This is a genomic window from Bradyrhizobium sp. AZCC 1588 (assembly GCF_036924735.1).
Taxonomy (GTDB): Bacteria; Pseudomonadota; Alphaproteobacteria; order Rhizobiales; family Xanthobacteraceae; genus Bradyrhizobium.
In genome coordinates this window covers 326,139-342,531 of record NZ_JAZHSC010000001.1, presented here as the reverse complement: position 1 = coordinate 342,531, position 16,393 = coordinate 326,139, and the positions used below count along the sequence as shown (strand labels likewise).

Sequence of the window (16,393 nt, the reverse complement as noted above, 5' to 3'; positions counted from 1 at the left end):
GTCATGCCGGCCGTGCAGCATCGGTTGGTTTCATGGCGCCCAAGCCTCCGTCCTCGGATGATCAGAATCCCGCGCCGGCGGACGATTCCGAGCTTGCGAAGAAGCTCGCGGCCGGGGCTGCCGCTGCGCCCGTTGCCGGTGGTAAGGCGGCCGGCATCCCCCCCGACGCTGACAAGGACGACGAAGAGGACGAGATCGAGCTCGACGACGATGATGATGACGAGGACCTCGTCGTTTTCACCGCCAAGGAAGCCGCCGGCGCGATGGCGACCATCTACGGCTTCGTCAAGCCGTATCTGGGCAATTACAGGAAGCTGCTCGTCTTCGTGACCTTCGGCGTTCTCGTCGAGACACTGTTCAACGTCATCATGCCGTTGAGCCTGAAATTCCTGATCGACGATGCGCTGGGCGAAGAGGATTTTCAGGCGCTCTACAAGATCCTCGGCGTGCTCGCGGTCGCCGGTATCATCACCTCGATCATCGCGGTCTGGTACGAGCGCTGGGATGCGCGGCTGGCAGCATGCGTTATTGCCGATGTGCGGACGCGGCTGTTCGAGCACGTCCAGAACCTGCCGGCGTCGTATTTTGCCCGTACCAAGCGCGGCGAAATCCTCTCGCGCTTCTCGATCGATCTCGCGGCCTTTGAGGGCTCGGTCAAGACGTTCGCCAACAGCGCCGCTTTGCCGTTCCTGGAACTGATCGCCGGCATCATCCTGATGCTGTTTTTGAACTGGCAACTCGCAGCGGTCGCCCTCCTGGTATTCCCGATCACGCTGATCGGGCCGCGGATCCTGACGCCGAAGGCGGTGCAGGCGAATTACGAGCAGAAGCTCAATGAAGCGGCACTGCTCGGCACGGTGCAGGAAAACGTGGCTGCGCAGGCCGTGATCAAGGCATTCAGCCTGCAGCGCCGCACGCTCGGCTGGTTCACCATGCGCAACCAGAATGTACGCATCAAGACGGCGTCCGCCGTGTTCCTGTCGACCATGGTGGAGCGCACCGTCACCATTTCGGTGCTGCTGCTGCATCTCGTGGTGCTGGCGATCGGCGCCTATCTGGCCACCAAGGGCCAGATCACCATCGGCACCTTCGTCACCTTCGAGAGCGCGTTCTGGGAGGTGTCCTACAACATCGCCCATTTGATGCATTTCATCCCGGTGTCGATCCAGTCGGCGGCGGCCGTGCGGCACATGCAGGAACTGCTGGATGAGCCGACAAGGGGCGCCGATCGGCCGGGGGCACCGGATTTGCCGCCGATCACCAACGACATCACCTTCGACCGCGTCACCTTTGCCTACGAAGGCAGCGAGACGCCGGTGCTCGACAATTTCAGCCTCAAGCTCGATGTCGGCAAGCGCATCGCGATCGTGGGGCCGAGCGGCTCGGGCAAGAGCACGCTGCTCAACCTGATCCTGCGTCTTTACACGCCGGACGAGGGGCGGGTGGCGATCGACGGCGTCGATATCCGCCGCGTGACCCGGGAGTCGCTGCGCGGAGGCATGGCCGTCGTGTTCCAGGACAACATGCTGTTCAACATGTCGATCCGCGAGAACATTCGGCTTGGCAAGGAAGGCGCCACCGACAAGGAGGTCGAGGAAGCCGCGCGCAAGGCCGAGATTCACCGCTACATCATGAGCCTGCCGCAGAAATACGACACGCCGGTCGGCGAACGCGGCGACACGCTATCCGGCGGCCAGCGCCAGCGCATCGCGATCGCGCGCGCCATCATCCGCAATCCCTCGCTGCTGCTGCTCGATGAGGCGACCTCGGCGCTCGACCAAACCACGGAAGCCGCGATCAACCGCACGCTGATGAAGGTGGCGGAAGGGCGCACCATGGTCTGGTCGACCCACCGCCTGACGTCGGTGGTCGAGATGGACGAGATCATCGTGATTTCAGGCGGCAAGGCGATCGAGCGCGGCTCGCATGCGCAGTTGCTCGCGGCCAACGGCGTCTATCGCAAGCTCTGGGACGACCAGGGCCACACGCCGTATAACGCCGCCGCTCAGGCCGACGCCGACAACGAAGACGACGACGATGATGAGGACGATGAGTAGTCCAGACTGCCGCGATCAAGAAATGTCAGACGAGAATTGTAATGAAGGTTGTTGGGCGACTTGAAAGCGTTTGGCGTTACCCGGTAAAGAGCATGCCGGGAGAATCCCTACCCGAGGCCTATGTCAGCTTTGCTGGCGTGCTCGGCGACCGCCTCTACGCTGTCCATCATGCGGGCGCGCCCAAGGCCTTTCCATTCCTCACCGCACGAAGCAGGAAGGAAATGCTACGATTTCGCCCGAGGTTTCGCCGTCCCGAGCTGACGCTTGTACCGGGCAACCTGACCGATGCAGAAACCCGCGGTCCTGGCCTGACACCGCTGTTTCCGTCTAGCGAAGATCTGGCGCTTGAGATCGAAGCGCCGAACGGAAAAACTCTGTCGGCGTCCGATCCGGCGCTGTTGGGTCTGATCGGAGGTGATCAGCTCAACGCTTCCGACCTGACCATCATACGCTCGGACCGCGCCCTAAGGGACTGTCGCCCGCTTTCGTTGCTTGCAACCCAGACGATCGACGGAATTGGCCGCGCCGTGGGCTTGACGCTCGACAAGCGTCGCTTTCGCGAAAACCTCTATGTCGATCTCAATTCCGGTGAAAGCTTTGCCGAAGACGCATTCGTCGGCCGGCGACTGCGGATCGGTCCGAAACTGACGGTCCACATTCTGGAACGCGATATCCGTTGTCGCATGATCAGCATTGATCCAGAGTCGCTCGACGAGAATCCCGAGATTTTGCGGTATGTAGCAAAGAATCACGACGGGAGAGCCGGCGTTTACGCCGCTGTGCTGGTGGCGGGTCTGGTTCGCCCGGATGACGATATCGTTCTTCAGGATTAGCCCGCCTTCGGCGCGGACCGCGCCGAGTAGCGCGTCACACATCATACCGTATTGGCGGCTCGGTGGCCGAATCGCGTGATCCAGTCTCGCCGTGGTGGCCGAGCGCAGCACCGAATCGGCGATTCCGGTCTGGTAGAAGCGGCCGAGCTGCTCGGCGCCGCTGATTTTTCCGACGCGGAAGTCGAATGGATAGACCTGATGCGGGTCGATCAGATCGGTCGAGATTCCTGAGCGCCCGAGCATGGCGGCCGCGGTCGAACCGGCGAAGCCGCCGCCGATGATCGCAATATCGGTGTGTTTCACGAAGAATTCCGGCCTTGTTGCGCAAGTTTTGCACCCGGAAAGGCAAATAAGGGCTTGGCCGGGAAAACTGGAACCAGAGAACTATGTTTCTGGTTATATTTATCCGGGTAAAATATGCGACTCGAATCCACTCCAAAGAGGGCAGGGCATCGTCATTTCGGCTTTTCCGATTTCGCGGCAAACGCCAAATCCACACGCCCCATAGGCGTTTCCAGCGTTCTCGTTTTGCTTGACTTAGCTACCCACCGCTTATAGAAGACGCCCACTTAACGACAGGCGGTGAGCTACGCCAGCGTCGGAACGGACCACCCTTTCAAATCCTTATGGGCAATTCCTAAAGGTACTGGACGGGCACCAACCTCGACGAATGCCGCTCAAACGCTGTCGATCATATAGCTAGGCAATGCCAGGACGATTTTAGTTCTCTTGAGCACGTCCTCTTGAGAGTGAACTCGGGTGCATGATCTCGGTAGCGGGCCGGACAGCGAACGCTGATCGGCCTTAATTCGCGATCCTCTGTGGCGTCGAAGCGCTTTCCGCTCAGCGATGGGTGGTTGGCGCGATTTCGTTTTGCGCGAATGTTTTTTTTCGCGTGAGGCGGGCCGAACGGAACGGCTAGTTCCGAGAAGAATTTACGAAAGCCATTCCAGGTTTTCGCGTGAACTAAAGGGTGAAGGCTGACATGCCGACGATCAACCAGCTGATCGCAAATCCGCGTACGGTGCAGAAGTCGCGCAAGAAGGTGCCGGCGCTGCAGCAATCGCCGCAGAAGCGCGGCGTCTGTACGCGCGTCTACACCACGACCCCGAAGAAGCCGAACTCGGCGCTTCGTAAGGTCGCCAAGGTGCGCCTGACCAACGGCTTCGAAGTGATCGGTTACATCCCGGGTGAAGGCCATAACCTTCAGGAGCACTCGGTGGTCATGATCCGCGGCGGCCGCGTCAAGGACTTGCCCGGCGTGCGCTACCACATCCTCCGCGGCGTCCTCGATACCCAGGGCGTCAAGAACCGTAAGCAGCGTCGTTCGAAGTACGGCGCGAAGCGTCCGAAATAAGCGGGAACAGACACGATGTCTCGTCGCCATTCTGCCGAAAAGCGTGAAGTCAACCCGGATCCGAAGTTCGGGAACATCATCATTACGAAGTTCATGAACTCGATCATGTACGACGGCAAGAAGTCCGCCGCCGAAAACATCGTCTATGGCGCGCTCGCCATGATCGAGGCCAAGACCAAGCAGGGGCCGCTCACGGTGTTCGAGCAGGCGCTGGAAAACGTCATGCCGACCATCGAAGTGCGGTCGCGCCGCGTCGGCGGCGCCACCTACCAGGTGCCGGTCGAAGTGCGTTCGGTTCGCCGCCAGGCGCTGGGCATTCGCTGGCTGATCACGGCCGCGCGCGAGCGCAACGAAAAGACGATGACGGAGCGGCTCTCGGCCGAGTTGCTCGACGCGTCGAACAACCGGGGAAACGCCGTCAAGAAGCGTGAAGACGTGCACCGCATGGCGGAAGCCAACCGCGCCTTCTCGCATTATCGCTGGTAACGGCGAAGAACGGATTTAAGGAACAGCCCATGCCCCGCCAACATGCCATCGAGGACTACCGTAACTTCGGTATCATGGCGCATATCGACGCCGGCAAGACCACGACCACCGAGCGCATCCTCTATTACACCGGCAAGAGCCACAAGATCGGCGAAGTGCACGAAGGTGCCGCGACGATGGATTGGATGGAGCAGGAGCAGGAGCGTGGCATCACGATCACCTCGGCTGCGACCACCGCGTTCTGGAACGGCAAGCGCCTGAACATCATCGACACCCCCGGCCACGTCGACTTCACCATTGAGGTCGAGCGTTCGCTGCGCGTGCTCGACGGTGCGGTGTGCGTGCTCGATTCCAACCAGGGCGTCGAACCGCAGACCGAAACCGTCTGGCGCCAGGGCGACAAGTACAAGGTTCCGCGCATCGTCTTCGCCAACAAGATGGACAAGACCGGCGCCGACTTCTTCAAGTGTCTGGCCGACATCGTCGACCGTCTCGGCGCCAAGCCGATCGCGATCCAGCTTCCGATCGGTGCCGAGAACAACTTCAAGGGCCTCGTCGATCTCGTGAAGATGCAGGGCATCATCTGGAACGATGAATCGCTCGGCGCCAAGTTCGACTATGTCGACATCCCGGCCGACCTCGTCGACCAGGCCAAGGAATACCGCGAGAAGATGGTGGAAGCCGCCGTCGAGCTCGACGACGACGCCATGGCCGCTTACCTCGACGGCAAGGAGCCGGACGAGGCGACGCTGAAGCGCCTGATCCGTAAGGCCGTGCTGACCGGCGCGTTCTATCCGGTGCTGTGCGGCTCCGCCTTCAAGAACAAGGGCGTGCAGCCGCTGCTCGACGCCGTCGTCGACTACCTGCCGTCGCCGATCGACGTGCCCGCGATCAAGGGTACCGACGATGACGGCAACGAAGTGGTGCGCAAGGCCGACGACAAGGAGCCGCTGGCTCTGCTCGCGTTCAAGATCATGGACGACCCGTTCGTCGGCACCATCACCTTCTGCCGCATCTATTCGGGTATCCTGCAGTCGGGCACCGGGGTCATCAATTCGACCCGCGAGAAGAAAGAGCGTATCGGCCGCATGCTGTTGATGCATGCGAACAACCGCGAAGACATCAAGGAAGCCTATGCCGGCGACATCGTCGCACTAGCGGGCCTGAAGGAAGCGCGCACCGGTGATACGCTGTGCGATTCCGACAAGCCGGTGATTCTGGAAAAGATGGAATTCCCGGAGCCGGTGATCGAAATCGCGATCGAGCCGAAGTCGAAGGCCGACCAGGAAAAGCTCGGCGTCGCGTTGGCGAAGCTCGCTGCCGAAGATCCGTCGTTCCGCGTGTCGACCGACCAGGAGTCCGGCCAGACCATCTTGAAGGGCATGGGCGAACTCCATCTCGACATCAAGGTCGACATCCTCAAGCGGACCTACAAGGTCGACGCCAACATCGGCGCGCCGCAGGTGGCGTTCCGTGAGCGGGTCACCAAGCGCGCTGAAGTCAAGTACACGCACAAGAAGCAGACCGGCGGTACCGGTCAGTTCGCCGAAGTGTCGATCATCGTGGAGCCGAACGAGCCCGGCAAGGGTTACGAGTTCGAGTCCAAGATCGTCGGTGGCGCGGTGCCGAAGGAATACATCCCCGGCGTCGAAAAGGGCCTCAACAGCGTGATGGGCTCGGGCGTGGTCGCCGGCTTCCCGGTGGTCGACGTCAAGGTCCAGCTCGTCGACGGCAAGTATCACGACGTCGACTCGTCGGCGCTGGCCTTCGAAATCGCATCGCGCGCGGCATTCCGCGAAGCGCTGCAGAAGGGCAAGTCTGTTCTGCTCGAGCCGATCATGAAGGTCGAAGTGGTGACCCCGGAAGACTATACCGGTTCGGTCATCGGCGACCTGAATTCTCGGCGCGGCCAGATCCAGGGCCAGGACATGCGGGGCAACGCCAACGTCATCAACGCGATGGTGCCGCTCATGAACATGTTCGGGTACGTGAATAACCTGCGCTCGATGAGCCAGGGACGCGCGACCTTCACGATGCAATTCGATCACTACGCTGAAGCGCCGGCGAACGTGTCGGCAGAAGTCCAGAAGAAGTTTGCCTGATTGTCGTTGGTTGCAAGCTAACGACTGAACGGAGAGTCAAATGGCCAAAGCAAAGTTTGAACGTACTAAACCGCACTGCAACATCGGAACCATCGGTCACGTCGACCATGGTAAGACATCGCTGACCGCAGCGATCACCAAGGTGCTGGCTGAAACCGGCGGTGCGACGTTCACGGCGTACGACCAGATCGACAAGGCGCCGGAAGAGAAGGCGCGCGGCATCACCATCTCGACCGCTCACGTCGAATATGAGACGACGAACCGCCACTATGCCCACGTCGACTGCCCCGGCCACGCCGACTATGTGAAGAACATGATCACCGGCGCCGCCCAGATGGACGGTGCGATCCTGGTCGTGTCGGCCGCCGACGGCCCGATGCCGCAGACCCGCGAGCACATCCTGCTCGCCCGTCAGGTCGGCGTCCCCGCGCTCGTCGTGTTCCTGAACAAGTGCGACATGGTCGACGATCCGGAGCTGCTCGAGCTCGTCGAGCTCGAAGTTCGCGAACTGCTCTCGAAGTATGAATTCCCGGGCGACAAGATCCCGATCATCAAGGGCTCGGCGCTCGCCGCCCTCGAAGACAAGGACAAGAAGCTCGGCCACGACGCCATCCTCGAGCTGATGCGCAATGTCGACGAATACATTCCGCAGCCGGAGCGTCCGGTCGACCAGCCGTTCCTGATGCCGGTGGAAGACGTGTTCTCGATCTCGGGCCGCGGCACCGTCGTCACCGGCCGTGTCGAGCGCGGTATCATCAAGGTCGGCGAGGAAATCGAAATCGTAGGCCTCCGCGACACCCAGAAGACCATCGTCACGGGCGTCGAAATGTTCCGCAAGCTGCTCGATCAGGGCCAGGCCGGCGACAACATCGGCGCGCTGCTCCGCGGCACCAAGCGCGAGGAAGTCGAGCGCGGCCAGGTGCTGGCGAAGCCGGGTTCGGTCAAGCCGCACACCAAGTTCAAGGCTGAGGCCTATATCCTGACCAAGGAAGAGGGCGGTCGTCACACCCCGTTCTTCACCAACTACCGGCCCCAGTTCTACTTCCGCACCACCGACGTGACCGGCGTCGTGCACCTGCCCGAAGGCACCGAGATGGTGATGCCGGGCGACAACATTGCGATGGAAGTGCACCTGATCGTGCCGATCGCGATGGAAGAAAAGCTGCGCTTCGCGATCCGCGAAGGCGGCCGCACCGTCGGCGCCGGCGTCGTCGCCGCCATCATCGAATAAGCGAATAGGGAATGGCGAGTAGCGAGTGGACTGGTTCCATTCGCTATTCGCTGCTCACCACTCGCCCTACGCGACAAAGAAAGACAAACGGCAATGAACGGCCAAAATATTCGCATCCGTCTCAAGGCGTTCGACCATCGAATCCTCGATACGTCGACCCGCGAGATCGTGAACACGGCGAAACGTACCGGTGCCCAGGTTCGCGGACCCATTCCGCTGCCCACCCGCATCGAGAAGTTCACCGTCAACCGTTCGCCACACGTCGACAAGAAGAGCCGCGAGCAATTCGAGATGCGCACCCACAAGCGCCTTCTCGACATTGTCGACCCGACCCCGCAGACCGTCGACGCTTTGATGAAGCTCGATCTGGCCGCCGGTGTCGACGTCGAGATCAAGCTCTAAGATTTTTTAGCTCGTCCGAATTTAGCGGACAGAAAGAACAGGAAGCACGCCGATGCGCTCCGGAGTGATCGCACAAAAGGTCGGGATGACGCGGGTCTTTACGGAGGCCGGCGAACATATCCCTGTGACCGTGCTGAAGCTGGGCAATTGCCAGGTGCTGGGCCACCGCACGACCGAAAAGAACGGTTACGTCGCGCTGCAGCTCGGTGCGGGTACCCGCAAGACCGTGTATCTGCCCAAGGCGGATCGCGGCCAGTTTGCCGCGGCCAAGGTCGAGCCCAAGCGGAAAGTCGCCGAATTTCGCGTGTCGGAAGATGCGCTGATTCCGGTTGGCGCCGAGATCCAGGCGGACCATTTCGTGGTCGGCCAGTTCGTCGACGTCACCGGCACCTCGGTTGGTAAGGGGTTTGCCGGCGGCATGAAGCGCTGGAATTTCGGCGGCCTGCGCGCCACCCACGGTGTGTCAGTTTCGCATCGTTCGATCGGTTCGACCGGCGGACGCCAGGATCCCGGCAAGACCTTCAAGAACAAGAAGATGCCCGGTCACATGGGTGTCGATCGCATCACCACGCTCAATTTGCGTGTGGTGCAGACCGACGTCGAGCGCGGTCTGATCCTGGTCGAGGGTGCCGTTCCCGGCTCCAAGGGCGGCTGGATCTCGGTGCGCGACGCCGTGAAGAAGCCGTTGCCGAAGGAAGCTCCGAAGCCCGGCAAGTTTAGGGTTGCTGGCGGTGAGCAGGCTGCTGCTGCGCCGGCCGAGCAGGAGGGCGCGTGAGATGGAACTGAAAGTCACGACGCTTGAAGGTAAGGAAGCCGGATCGGTCCAGCTCTCGGACGCGATCTTCGGTCTCGAGCCGCGCGCCGATATCATCCAGCGTTGCGTGCAATGGCAGCTCAACAAGCGCCAGGCCGGCACGCACAAGGCGAAGGGGCGCGCCGAAATCTGGCGCACCGGCAAGAAGATGTACAAGCAGAAGGGCACCGGCGGCGCCCGCCACGGTTCGGCCCGCGTGCCGCAGTTCCGCGGCGGTGGCCGTGCGTTCGGGCCGGTGGTTCGCTCGCACGCGACCGACCTGCCGAAGAAGGTGCGGGCACTGGCGCTCAAGCATGCCTTGTCGGCGAAGGCCAAGGATGGCGGCCTGATCGTGATCGATAGCGCGCAAGTCAAGGAAGCCAAGACCAAGGCGCTGGTCGGCCATTTCAACGGCCTTGGGCTCACCAACGCGCTGATCATCGACGGCGCCGAGCTCAACAACGGTTTCGCGACCGCGGCCCGCAACATTCCGAACATCGACGTGCTGCCGATCCAGGGCATCAACGTCTACGACATTCTGCGCCGTCAGAAGCTCGTGCTGACGAAGGCGGCAGTCGATGCGCTGGAGGCGCGCTTCAAATGAAGAATATCGATCCGCGCCATTACGACGTGATCGTAGCCCCCGTCGTCACCGAAAAGGCGACGGTAGCATCCGAGCACAACAAGGTCGTGTTCAAGGTCGCTAGCAAGGCGACCAAGCCGCAAATCAAGGAAGCCGTCGAGAAGCTGTTCGACGTCAAGGTGAAGAGCGTGAACACGCTGGTCCGCAAGGGCAAGACCAAGGTGTTCCGCGGCAATTTCGGTTCGCAGTCGGACGTCAAGCGGGCTGTCGTGACCCTCGAAGAGGGCCACCGCATCGACGTCACCACCGGACTATAAGGCGACACAGCGATGGCATTGAAAACATACAATCCGACGACGCCGGGCCAGCGCCAGCTGGTGATGGTCGACCGTTCGGCGCTCTACAAGGGCAAGCCGGTGAAGGCGCTGACCGAGGGCAAGCTCGGCAATGGCGGCCGCAACAACACCGGCCGCATCACCGTGCGCTTCCGCGGCGGCGGCCACAAGAAGTCCTACCGCCTGGTGGATTTCAAGCGAAACAAGGTTGACGTTCCCGCCGTCGTCGAGCGGCTGGAATACGATCCGAACCGCACCGCGTTCATCGCGCTGATCAAGTATCAGGACGGCGAGCAGGCCTACATCCTGGCGCCGCAGCGGCTGGCCGTCGGCGACACGGTGGTTGCCGGCAATTATGTCGACGTGAAGCCCGGCAACGTCATGCCGCTCGGCAACATGCCGGTCGGCACCATCGTCCACAACATCGAGATGAAGATCGGGAAGGGCGGCCAGATCGCCCGTTCCGCCGGCACCTACGCCCAGATCGTCGGCCGCGACCAGGAATACGTCATTCTGCGCCTGAACTCGGGCGAACAGCGCCTGGTGCACGGCCGTTGCCGCGGCACCATCGGTGCGGTGTCGAACCCCGATCATATGAACATTTCGATCGGCAAGGCCGGCCGCACCCGCTGGCTGGGCTGGCGTCCGCATAACCGCGGCGTCGTCATGAACCCGATCGACCATCCGCACGGCGGCGGCGAAGGCCGCACCTCGGGCGGCCGCCACCCGGTCACGCCGTGGGGTAAGCCGACCAAGGGCAAGAAGACCCGTTCGAATAAGTCGACCAATCGATTCATCCTCCTAAGCCGCCACAAGCGGAAGAAGTAAGGAACGCCGGACATGGTTCGTTCAGTCTGGAAAGGCCCGTTCGTCGAAGCCTCTCTGCTCAAGAAGGCAGATGCTGCGCGCGCGTCCGGCCGTCACGACGTCATCAAGATCTGGAGCCGCCGCTCGACCATCCTGCCGCAGTTCGTCGGCCTGGTGTTCGGCGTCTACAACGGCCAGAAGCACGTGCCGGTCTCGGTCAACGAGGAAATGGTGGGTCACAAGTTTGGCGAGTTCTCGCCGACCCGTACCTTCCATGGCCACTCTGGCGACAAGAAAGCCAAGAAGGCTTGAGGAATAGACGATGAGCAAACCAAAGCGCGAACGTAGCCTCGCGGACAACGAGGCCAAGGCAGTCGCCCGGATGCTGCGCGTCAGCCCGCAGAAGCTCAATCTTGTCGCGCAGTTGATCCGCGGCCGGAAGGCGTCTGCTGCGCTCGCCGACCTGCAGTTCTCGCGCAAGCGGATCGCGGTCGACGTCAAGAAGTGCCTGGAATCGGCGATCGCGAACGCCGAGAACAACCATGACCTCGAGGTCGACGATCTCGTCGTCGCCGAGGCCCATGTCGGCAACGGCATCGTCATGAAGCGTTTTTCGCCCCGCGGCCGTGGCCGTTCGGGCCGTATCTATAAACCGTTCTCGCACCTGACCATCGTGGTTCGTCAGGTCGAGGCCGAGGCAAGCGCTTAAAGCGGCGCGGGAGAAAACGATGGGTCAAAAGATCAATCCAATCGGACTGCGTCTCGGCATCAACCGCACGTGGGATTCGCGTTGGTTCGCCGGCAAGAGCGAATACGGCAAGCTGTTGCATGAAGACGTCAAGATCCGCGAGATCCTGCACAAGGAGCTCAAGCAGGCGGCTGTCGCCCGCATCGTGATCGAGCGTCCGCACAAGAAGTGCCGCGTGACGATCCACTCGGCGCGTCCGGGCGTCGTGATCGGCAAGAAGGGCGCCGACATCGACAAGCTGCGCAAGCGGGTTGCCGACATCACGGCTTCCGACGTCGTCATCAACATCGTCGAAATCCGCAAGCCCGAACTCGATGCCACGCTGGTTGCCGAATCGATTGCGCAGCAGCTCGAGCGCCGCGTCGCTTTCCGCCGCGCCATGAAGCGGGCGGTGCAATCGGCGATGCGTCTTGGTGCCGAAGGCATCCGCATCAACTGCTCGGGTCGTCTCGGCGGCGCCGAAATCGCGCGCATGGAGTGGTATCGCGAGGGCCGCGTGCCGCTGCACACGCTGCGCGCCGACGTCGATTACGGCGTGGCGACGGCGTTCACCACATTCGGCACCTGCGGCGTCAAGGTCTGGATCTTCAAGGGCGAGATCCTCGAGCACGATCCGATGGCCCAGGACAAGAAGATGGCCGAAAGCGATACCGCGCGTCCGCGCCGCGACACCGCCGCAGCGTGAGACATTAGGAAGGTTTGAGGGCTCAAAGCCATGATGCAACCAAAGAAAACGAAGTTCCGGAAGGCGCATAAGGGCCGTATCCACGGCGTTGCGACTTCGGGTGCGACGTTGTCGTTCGGCCAGTTCGGCCTGAAGGCGATGGCGCCCGAGCGCGTCACTGCCCGCCAGATCGAAGCCGCGCGCCGCGCGCTGACCCGCCACATGAAGCGCGCCGGCCGCGTCTGGATCCGCGTGTTCCCGGACGTACCGGTGTCGAAGAAGCCCGCCGAAGTCCGCATGGGCTCCGGCAAGGGCACGCCGGAATTGTGGGTGGCGCGGGTCAAGCCCGGCCGGGTGATTTTCGAGATCGACGGCGTCAACGTGCAGACCGCGAAGGAAGCGCTCACGCTCGCCGCCGCCAAGCTGCCGATCAAGACGCGCTTCGTCGCGCGCATTGCGGAGTAACACTCATGGCCCCGATGAAAGTTGAAGACATCCGCGCGATGAGCGACGACCAGAGGGAGGATGCCGTCCTCAATCTGAAGAAGGAACGCTTCAACCTGCGTTTCCAGCGCGCCACCGGGCAGTTGGAAAACACCTCGCGGCTGCGCGAAGCCCGCCGCGATATCGCCCGCATCAAGACCATCGCCGCGCAGGTTCGCGCGAAGAAGAAGTAAGAGGCCGTATTATGCCGAAACGTACCCTTCAGGGCGTGGTCGTGAGCGACAAGCAAGCCAAGACGGTGGTGGTGCGCGTCGATCGCCGCTTCACCCATCCGATCTACAAGAAGACGATCCGCCGCTCCAAGAACTACCACGCGCACGACGAGAACGGCGAGTTCAAGCCGGGCGACATGGTGTGGATCGAGGAAAGCAAGCCGATCTCGAAGTTGAAGCGCTGGACCGTGGTCCGGGGCGAACAGAAGAAAACCGCCTGAGATTCGTTCGGCCTGGCCGGATGAGTAATCGGGAAAATTTTAGGCGCTAATTCGAGCGCATCAGAAAGAGGACGAGGTGCATCAATGATTCAGATGCAGACCAACCTCGACGTGGCCGACAATTCAGGCGCACGCCGTGTCATGTGCATCAAGGTGCTGGGGGGCTCCAAGCGCCGCTATGCCACCGTGGGCGACGTTATCGTCGTGTCGATCAAGGAAGCGATTCCGCGCGGCAAGGTGAAGAAGGGCGACGTGATGAAGGCCGTCGTGGTGCGGGTCCGCAAGGACATCCGCCGCGCCGACGGCTCGGTCATCCGCTTCGACCGCAACGCCGCCGTCTTGATCAACAACCAGTCGGAGCCGGTCGGCACCCGTATCTTCGGGCCGGTGCCGCGCGAGCTTCGCGCCAAGAACCACATGAAAATCATTTCGCTTGCGCCGGAGGTGCTGTGATGGCTGCCAAGATCCGGAAAGGTGACAAGGTCATGGTGATGACCGGTCGCGACAAGGGTCGCACCGGCGAAGTATTCGAGGTCCGCCCCGCCGAGAACAAGGCGTTGGTGCGCGGCGTCAACATGGTGAAGCGTCACCAGAAGCAGACCCAGAACCAGGAAGGCGGCATCATCTCCAAGGAGTCGCCGATCCACCTGTCCAACCTCGCCTATGTCGGCAAGGACGGAAAGCCGACCCGCATAGGGTTCAAGATTCAGGCCGATGGCAAGAAGGTACGCGTTGCCAAGAGCTCGGGAGCAGAGATCGATGGCTGATACCGCTTACGTGCCGCGCCTGCGCGCGGAGTATGACAAGAGCATTCGCGGCAAGCTGACCGAACAGTTCGGCTATGCCAACGTCATGCAGGTGCCGCGGCTGGACAAGGTCGTGCTCAACATGGGCGTCGGCGATGCCGTCAACGACCGCAAAAAGGCCGAGACCGCGGCTGGCGAACTGACGCAGATCGCCGGCCAGAAGGCGATCGTGACCTATTCGCGGATCGCGATCGCGACCTTCAAGCTGCGCGAGAACCAGCCGATCGGCTGCAAGGTCACGCTGCGTAAGGCCAGGATGTACGAGTTCATCGATCGCCTGGTGAACGTGGCGTTGCCGCGCGTGCGCGACTTCCGTGGCCTCAATCCGAAGAGCTTCGACGGCCGCGGCAACTACTCGCTCGGCCTCAAGGAGCACATCATTTTCCCCGAAATCGATTTCGACAAGGTTTCGGAAGCCCGCGGCATGGACATCACGGTCTGCACCACGGCGAAGACCGACGACGAGGCGCGCGCCTTGTTGACCGCATTCAATTTCCCGTTCCGGCAGTGAGACGCAGCTAAGCCTCTCAAACGCGGAAACCCAGGAGCCAAGCATGGCAAAGAAGAGTTCGATCGAGAAGAACAACCGGCGCAAGCGGATGGCCAAGAACGCCGCCCCGCAGCGTGCGAAGCTGAAGGCGATCATCGCCGACAAGACCAAGCCGATGGAAGAGCGGTTTGCGGCGACGCTGAAGCTCGCCCAGATGCCGCGCAACTCGTCGACCACGCGGATTCGCAACCGCTGCGAACTGACCGGCCGCCCGCGCTCGAACTACCGCAAGAACAAGCTTTCCCGCATCGCGCTGCGTGAACTCGGCTCCAAGGGCCTGGTTCCCGGGCTCGTGAAGTCGAGCTGGTAAGGAGGGTCGTCACGATGTCAACGCACGATCCGATCTCCGATCTCATCACCCGCATCCGCAACGCGCAGATGCGTTCGAAGTCCAAGGTCTCGACCCCGGGCTCGAAAATGCGCGCCAGCGTGCTCGAAGTGCTGAAGGCCGAGGGCTACATCCGCGGCTATGCCAGCGTGGAGCATGCCTCGGGCCGCAGCGAACTCGAGATCGAGTTGAAGTATTTCGACGGCGAGCCCGTCATTCGCGAGATCGAGCGGGTCTCGAAGCCGGGCCGCCGGGTTTACGCCTCGGTGAAGAACCTGCCGCGCGTGAACAACGGTCTCGGCATTTCGGTGTTGTCGACGCCGAAGGGAATCATGGCCGACCACGCCGCGCGCGACGCGAATGTGGGCGGTGAAGTTCTCTTCACGGTGTTCTGAGGAAGGATTTTTAGCCATGTCACGTGTTGGCAAACGGCCTGTGGCGATCCCGTCCGGTGTGACGGCGACCGTCGAGGGACAGACCGTCAAGGTGAAGGGGCCGAAGGGCCAGCTTCAGTTCGTCGTGCATGACGACGTCGAGGTGAAGTTCGAGAAGGGCGAGGTCAAGGTCGCGCCGAAGTTCAAGACCAACCGTGCGCAGGCCATGTATGGCACCGCGCGCGCGCAGGTGGCGAACCTGGTCGAGGGCGTCACCAAGGGTTTTGAGAAGAAGCTCGAGATCACCGGCGTCGGTTACCGCGCCGCGATGCAGGGCAAGAACCTGCAGCTCGCGCTCGGCTACAGCCACGACGTGGTCTATGCGATCCCGGAAGGCATCACCATCGCGGTGCCGAAGCCGACCGAGATCACGATTTCGGGCACCGATTCCCAGCGCGTCGGTCAGGTCGCCGCCGAGATCCGCGCCTACCGTCCGCCGGAGCCCTACAAGGGCAAGGGCGTGAAGTACGCCAACGAATTCATCTTCCGCAAGGAAGGCAAGAAGAAGTAACGGAGCCGGTCATGTCACTCAAGGTCACGAATGCCCGGCGCAAGCAGCGAGTGCGCAACTCGCTGCGCCGGTCCGCCAATGGACGCCCGCGTCTGTCGGTGTTCCGTTCGTCGAAGCACATCTACGCCCAGGTCATCGACGACCTGAAGGGCGAGACGCTGGCTTCCGCCTCGTCGCTGGAAAAGACCATGCGCGAGGCCGGCAACACCGGCGCCAACATCGATGCGGCCAAGGCCGTCGGCAAGCTGCTGGCGGAACGCGCCGTGAAGAACGGCGTCAAGGAAGTGGTGTTCGATCGCGGCAGCTATCTCTACCACGGGCGCGTCAAGGCGCTCGCGGACGCCGCCCGCGAAAGCGGACTGAGCTTCTAACGAAACGGTTTTGGATAATTACGAGGACAGGGGCTTTCTTCCCCTAAAGATTGGAAAA

24 protein-coding genes and 1 pseudogene are annotated in these 16,393 nt (G+C 62.0%); 24 read left to right on the top strand and 1 reads right to left on the bottom strand.

The genetic code is table 11. The features are described from left to right. The first annotated feature begins 32 nt into the window (after window positions 1-32). Both V1277_RS01635 and V1277_RS01630 read left to right on the top strand, forming a co-directional pair. Window positions 33-2,057: an ABC transporter ATP-binding protein gene (locus V1277_RS01635; RefSeq protein WP_334414755.1), complete on the top strand. Its 2,025-nt coding sequence runs from the start codon at window positions 33-35 to the stop codon at window positions 2,055-2,057. A gap of 41 nt (window positions 2,058-2,098) precedes the next feature. Beyond that, entirely contained in the window at window positions 2,099-2,890 is a 792-nt protein-coding gene (locus tag V1277_RS01630) for an MOSC domain-containing protein (RefSeq protein ID WP_334414754.1), read from the top strand. 6 nt (window positions 2,891-2,896) lie between these two features. On the opposite strand, the pseudogene V1277_RS01625 reads toward V1277_RS01630, so the two are convergent. Further along, window positions 2,897-3,193: pseudogene (locus V1277_RS01625) on the bottom strand (FAD-dependent oxidoreductase); the annotation flags it as partial. 682 nt (window positions 3,194-3,875) lie between these two features. Here V1277_RS01625 and rpsL point away from each other — a divergent pair. From rpsL to rplR, 22 genes are all read left to right on the top strand, one after another. After that, window positions 3,876-4,247, top strand: coding sequence for a 30S ribosomal protein S12 (rpsL, locus tag V1277_RS01620; RefSeq protein WP_027536823.1), 372 nt, complete (start codon window positions 3,876-3,878; stop codon window positions 4,245-4,247). A gap of 15 nt (window positions 4,248-4,262) precedes the next feature. Beyond that, window positions 4,263-4,733 (top strand): 30S ribosomal protein S7, encoded by a 471-nt coding sequence (rpsG, locus tag V1277_RS01615; protein WP_028349061.1) that lies wholly within the window; start codon window positions 4,263-4,265, stop codon window positions 4,731-4,733. 29 nt (window positions 4,734-4,762) lie between these two features. Beyond that, entirely contained in the window at window positions 4,763-6,835 is a 2,073-nt protein-coding gene (gene fusA / locus V1277_RS01610; RefSeq protein ID WP_028349060.1) for an elongation factor G, read from the top strand. Between the two features lie 40 nt (window positions 6,836-6,875). Next, window positions 6,876-8,066: an elongation factor Tu gene (gene tuf, locus V1277_RS01605; protein ID WP_065748163.1), complete on the top strand. Its 1,191-nt coding sequence runs from the start codon at window positions 6,876-6,878 to the stop codon at window positions 8,064-8,066. 93 nt (window positions 8,067-8,159) lie between these two features. Beyond that, window positions 8,160-8,468: a 30S ribosomal protein S10 gene (rpsJ, locus tag V1277_RS01600; protein WP_002712302.1), complete on the top strand. Its 309-nt coding sequence runs from the start codon at window positions 8,160-8,162 to the stop codon at window positions 8,466-8,468. 52 nt (window positions 8,469-8,520) lie between these two features. Further along, window positions 8,521-9,243, top strand: a complete 723-nt coding sequence (gene rplC / locus V1277_RS01595; protein ID WP_334414753.1) for a 50S ribosomal protein L3 — start codon at window positions 8,521-8,523, stop codon at window positions 9,241-9,243. Window position 9,244: 1 nt separating this feature from the next. Beyond that, window positions 9,245-9,865 (top strand): 50S ribosomal protein L4, encoded by a 621-nt coding sequence (gene rplD / locus V1277_RS01590; RefSeq protein ID WP_213286279.1) that lies wholly within the window; start codon window positions 9,245-9,247, stop codon window positions 9,863-9,865. Further along, window positions 9,862-10,161, top strand: coding sequence for a 50S ribosomal protein L23 (locus tag V1277_RS01585; protein WP_028349056.1), 300 nt, complete (start codon window positions 9,862-9,864; stop codon window positions 10,159-10,161). The genes rplD and V1277_RS01585 overlap by 4 nt, the downstream gene beginning before the upstream one ends. 12 nt (window positions 10,162-10,173) lie before the next feature. Continuing rightward, a complete protein-coding gene (gene rplB / locus V1277_RS01580; protein WP_334374595.1) occupies window positions 10,174-11,007 on the top strand; it encodes a 50S ribosomal protein L2 in 834 nt (277 codons plus the stop codon). A gap of 12 nt (window positions 11,008-11,019) precedes the next feature. Continuing rightward, window positions 11,020-11,298 (top strand): 30S ribosomal protein S19, encoded by a 279-nt coding sequence (gene rpsS / locus V1277_RS01575; RefSeq protein WP_025588653.1) that lies wholly within the window; start codon window positions 11,020-11,022, stop codon window positions 11,296-11,298. A 10-nt stretch (window positions 11,299-11,308) separates the two neighbouring features. Then, window positions 11,309-11,695, top strand: a complete 387-nt coding sequence (rplV, locus tag V1277_RS01570; RefSeq protein ID WP_028349054.1) for a 50S ribosomal protein L22 — start codon at window positions 11,309-11,311, stop codon at window positions 11,693-11,695. Window positions 11,696-11,714: 19 nt separating this feature from the next. After that, entirely contained in the window at window positions 11,715-12,419 is a 705-nt protein-coding gene (gene rpsC, locus V1277_RS01565; protein ID WP_334414752.1) for a 30S ribosomal protein S3, read from the top strand. A 30-nt stretch (window positions 12,420-12,449) separates the two neighbouring features. Beyond that, on the top strand, window positions 12,450-12,863 hold the full coding sequence (rplP, locus tag V1277_RS01560) for a 50S ribosomal protein L16 (RefSeq protein ID WP_057843582.1): 414 nt from the start codon (window positions 12,450-12,452) through the stop codon (window positions 12,861-12,863). 5 nt (window positions 12,864-12,868) lie between these two features. Then, on the top strand, window positions 12,869-13,075 hold the full coding sequence (gene rpmC / locus V1277_RS01555) for a 50S ribosomal protein L29 (protein WP_028349051.1): 207 nt from the start codon (window positions 12,869-12,871) through the stop codon (window positions 13,073-13,075). Window positions 13,076-13,086: 11 nt separating this feature from the next. Continuing rightward, a complete protein-coding gene (gene rpsQ / locus V1277_RS01550; protein ID WP_028349050.1) occupies window positions 13,087-13,335 on the top strand; it encodes a 30S ribosomal protein S17 in 249 nt (82 codons plus the stop codon). A gap of 84 nt (window positions 13,336-13,419) precedes the next feature. Beyond that, entirely contained in the window at window positions 13,420-13,788 is a 369-nt protein-coding gene (gene rplN / locus V1277_RS01545; RefSeq protein ID WP_011473865.1) for a 50S ribosomal protein L14, read from the top strand. Further along, window positions 13,788-14,102, top strand: coding sequence for a 50S ribosomal protein L24 (gene rplX / locus V1277_RS01540; RefSeq protein ID WP_334374597.1), 315 nt, complete (start codon window positions 13,788-13,790; stop codon window positions 14,100-14,102). Before rplN ends, rplX begins: the two co-directional genes overlap by 1 nt. Continuing rightward, complete coding sequence (gene rplE, locus V1277_RS01535; RefSeq protein ID WP_057843585.1) at window positions 14,095-14,652, top strand: 50S ribosomal protein L5; 558 nt, start codon at window positions 14,095-14,097, stop codon at window positions 14,650-14,652. Before rplX ends, rplE begins: the two co-directional genes overlap by 8 nt. Before the next feature lie 43 nt (window positions 14,653-14,695). Then, complete coding sequence (gene rpsN / locus V1277_RS01530) at window positions 14,696-15,001, top strand: 30S ribosomal protein S14 (RefSeq protein ID WP_028349047.1); 306 nt, start codon at window positions 14,696-14,698, stop codon at window positions 14,999-15,001. A gap of 14 nt (window positions 15,002-15,015) precedes the next feature. Then, window positions 15,016-15,414 carry a 30S ribosomal protein S8 gene (rpsH, locus tag V1277_RS01525; protein ID WP_028349046.1) on the top strand — a complete coding sequence of 133 codons (399 nt, stop codon included), beginning with the start codon at window positions 15,016-15,018 and terminating at the stop codon, window positions 15,412-15,414. A 16-nt stretch (window positions 15,415-15,430) separates the two neighbouring features. Further along, window positions 15,431-15,964: a 50S ribosomal protein L6 gene (rplF, locus tag V1277_RS01520; RefSeq protein WP_028349045.1), complete on the top strand. Its 534-nt coding sequence runs from the start codon at window positions 15,431-15,433 to the stop codon at window positions 15,962-15,964. An 11-nt stretch (window positions 15,965-15,975) separates the two neighbouring features. After that, window positions 15,976-16,335 carry a 50S ribosomal protein L18 gene (gene rplR / locus V1277_RS01515; protein ID WP_065728824.1) on the top strand — a complete coding sequence of 120 codons (360 nt, stop codon included), beginning with the start codon at window positions 15,976-15,978 and terminating at the stop codon, window positions 16,333-16,335. Window positions 16,336-16,393 lie beyond the last annotated feature (58 nt).

Excerpts from the sequence above, each read along its gene's own strand:
- V1277_RS01635 (WP_334414755.1), top strand. The coding sequence starts at position 33 with ATGGCGCCCAAGCCTCCGTCCTCGGATGATCAGAATCCCGCGCCGGCG.
- V1277_RS01630 (WP_334414754.1), top strand. The coding sequence starts at position 2,099 with ATGAAGGTTGTTGGGCGACTTGAAAGCGTTTGGCGTTACCCGGTAAAG.
- rpsL (WP_027536823.1), top strand. The coding sequence starts at position 3,876 with ATGCCGACGATCAACCAGCTGATCGCAAATCCGCGTACGGTGCAGAAG.
- rpsG (WP_028349061.1), top strand. The coding sequence starts at position 4,263 with ATGTCTCGTCGCCATTCTGCCGAAAAGCGTGAAGTCAACCCGGATCCG.
- fusA (WP_028349060.1), top strand. The coding sequence starts at position 4,763 with ATGCCCCGCCAACATGCCATCGAGGACTACCGTAACTTCGGTATCATG.
- tuf (WP_065748163.1), top strand. The coding sequence starts at position 6,876 with ATGGCCAAAGCAAAGTTTGAACGTACTAAACCGCACTGCAACATCGGA.
- rpsJ (WP_002712302.1), top strand. The coding sequence starts at position 8,160 with ATGAACGGCCAAAATATTCGCATCCGTCTCAAGGCGTTCGACCATCGA.
- rplC (WP_334414753.1), top strand. The coding sequence starts at position 8,521 with ATGCGCTCCGGAGTGATCGCACAAAAGGTCGGGATGACGCGGGTCTTT.
- rplD (WP_213286279.1), top strand. The coding sequence starts at position 9,245 with ATGGAACTGAAAGTCACGACGCTTGAAGGTAAGGAAGCCGGATCGGTC.
- V1277_RS01585 (WP_028349056.1), top strand. The coding sequence starts at position 9,862 with ATGAAGAATATCGATCCGCGCCATTACGACGTGATCGTAGCCCCCGTC.
- rplB (WP_334374595.1), top strand. The coding sequence starts at position 10,174 with ATGGCATTGAAAACATACAATCCGACGACGCCGGGCCAGCGCCAGCTG.
- rpsS (WP_025588653.1), top strand. The coding sequence starts at position 11,020 with ATGGTTCGTTCAGTCTGGAAAGGCCCGTTCGTCGAAGCCTCTCTGCTC.
- rplV (WP_028349054.1), top strand. The coding sequence starts at position 11,309 with ATGAGCAAACCAAAGCGCGAACGTAGCCTCGCGGACAACGAGGCCAAG.
- rpsC (WP_334414752.1), top strand. The coding sequence starts at position 11,715 with ATGGGTCAAAAGATCAATCCAATCGGACTGCGTCTCGGCATCAACCGC.
- rplP (WP_057843582.1), top strand. The coding sequence starts at position 12,450 with ATGATGCAACCAAAGAAAACGAAGTTCCGGAAGGCGCATAAGGGCCGT.
- rpmC (WP_028349051.1), top strand. The coding sequence starts at position 12,869 with ATGGCCCCGATGAAAGTTGAAGACATCCGCGCGATGAGCGACGACCAG.
- rpsQ (WP_028349050.1), top strand. The coding sequence starts at position 13,087 with ATGCCGAAACGTACCCTTCAGGGCGTGGTCGTGAGCGACAAGCAAGCC.
- rplN (WP_011473865.1), top strand. The coding sequence starts at position 13,420 with ATGATTCAGATGCAGACCAACCTCGACGTGGCCGACAATTCAGGCGCA.
- rplX (WP_334374597.1), top strand. The coding sequence starts at position 13,788 with ATGGCTGCCAAGATCCGGAAAGGTGACAAGGTCATGGTGATGACCGGT.
- rplE (WP_057843585.1), top strand. The coding sequence starts at position 14,095 with ATGGCTGATACCGCTTACGTGCCGCGCCTGCGCGCGGAGTATGACAAG.
- rpsN (WP_028349047.1), top strand. The coding sequence starts at position 14,696 with ATGGCAAAGAAGAGTTCGATCGAGAAGAACAACCGGCGCAAGCGGATG.
- rpsH (WP_028349046.1), top strand. The coding sequence starts at position 15,016 with ATGTCAACGCACGATCCGATCTCCGATCTCATCACCCGCATCCGCAAC.
- rplF (WP_028349045.1), top strand. The coding sequence starts at position 15,431 with ATGTCACGTGTTGGCAAACGGCCTGTGGCGATCCCGTCCGGTGTGACG.
- rplR (WP_065728824.1), top strand. The coding sequence starts at position 15,976 with ATGTCACTCAAGGTCACGAATGCCCGGCGCAAGCAGCGAGTGCGCAAC.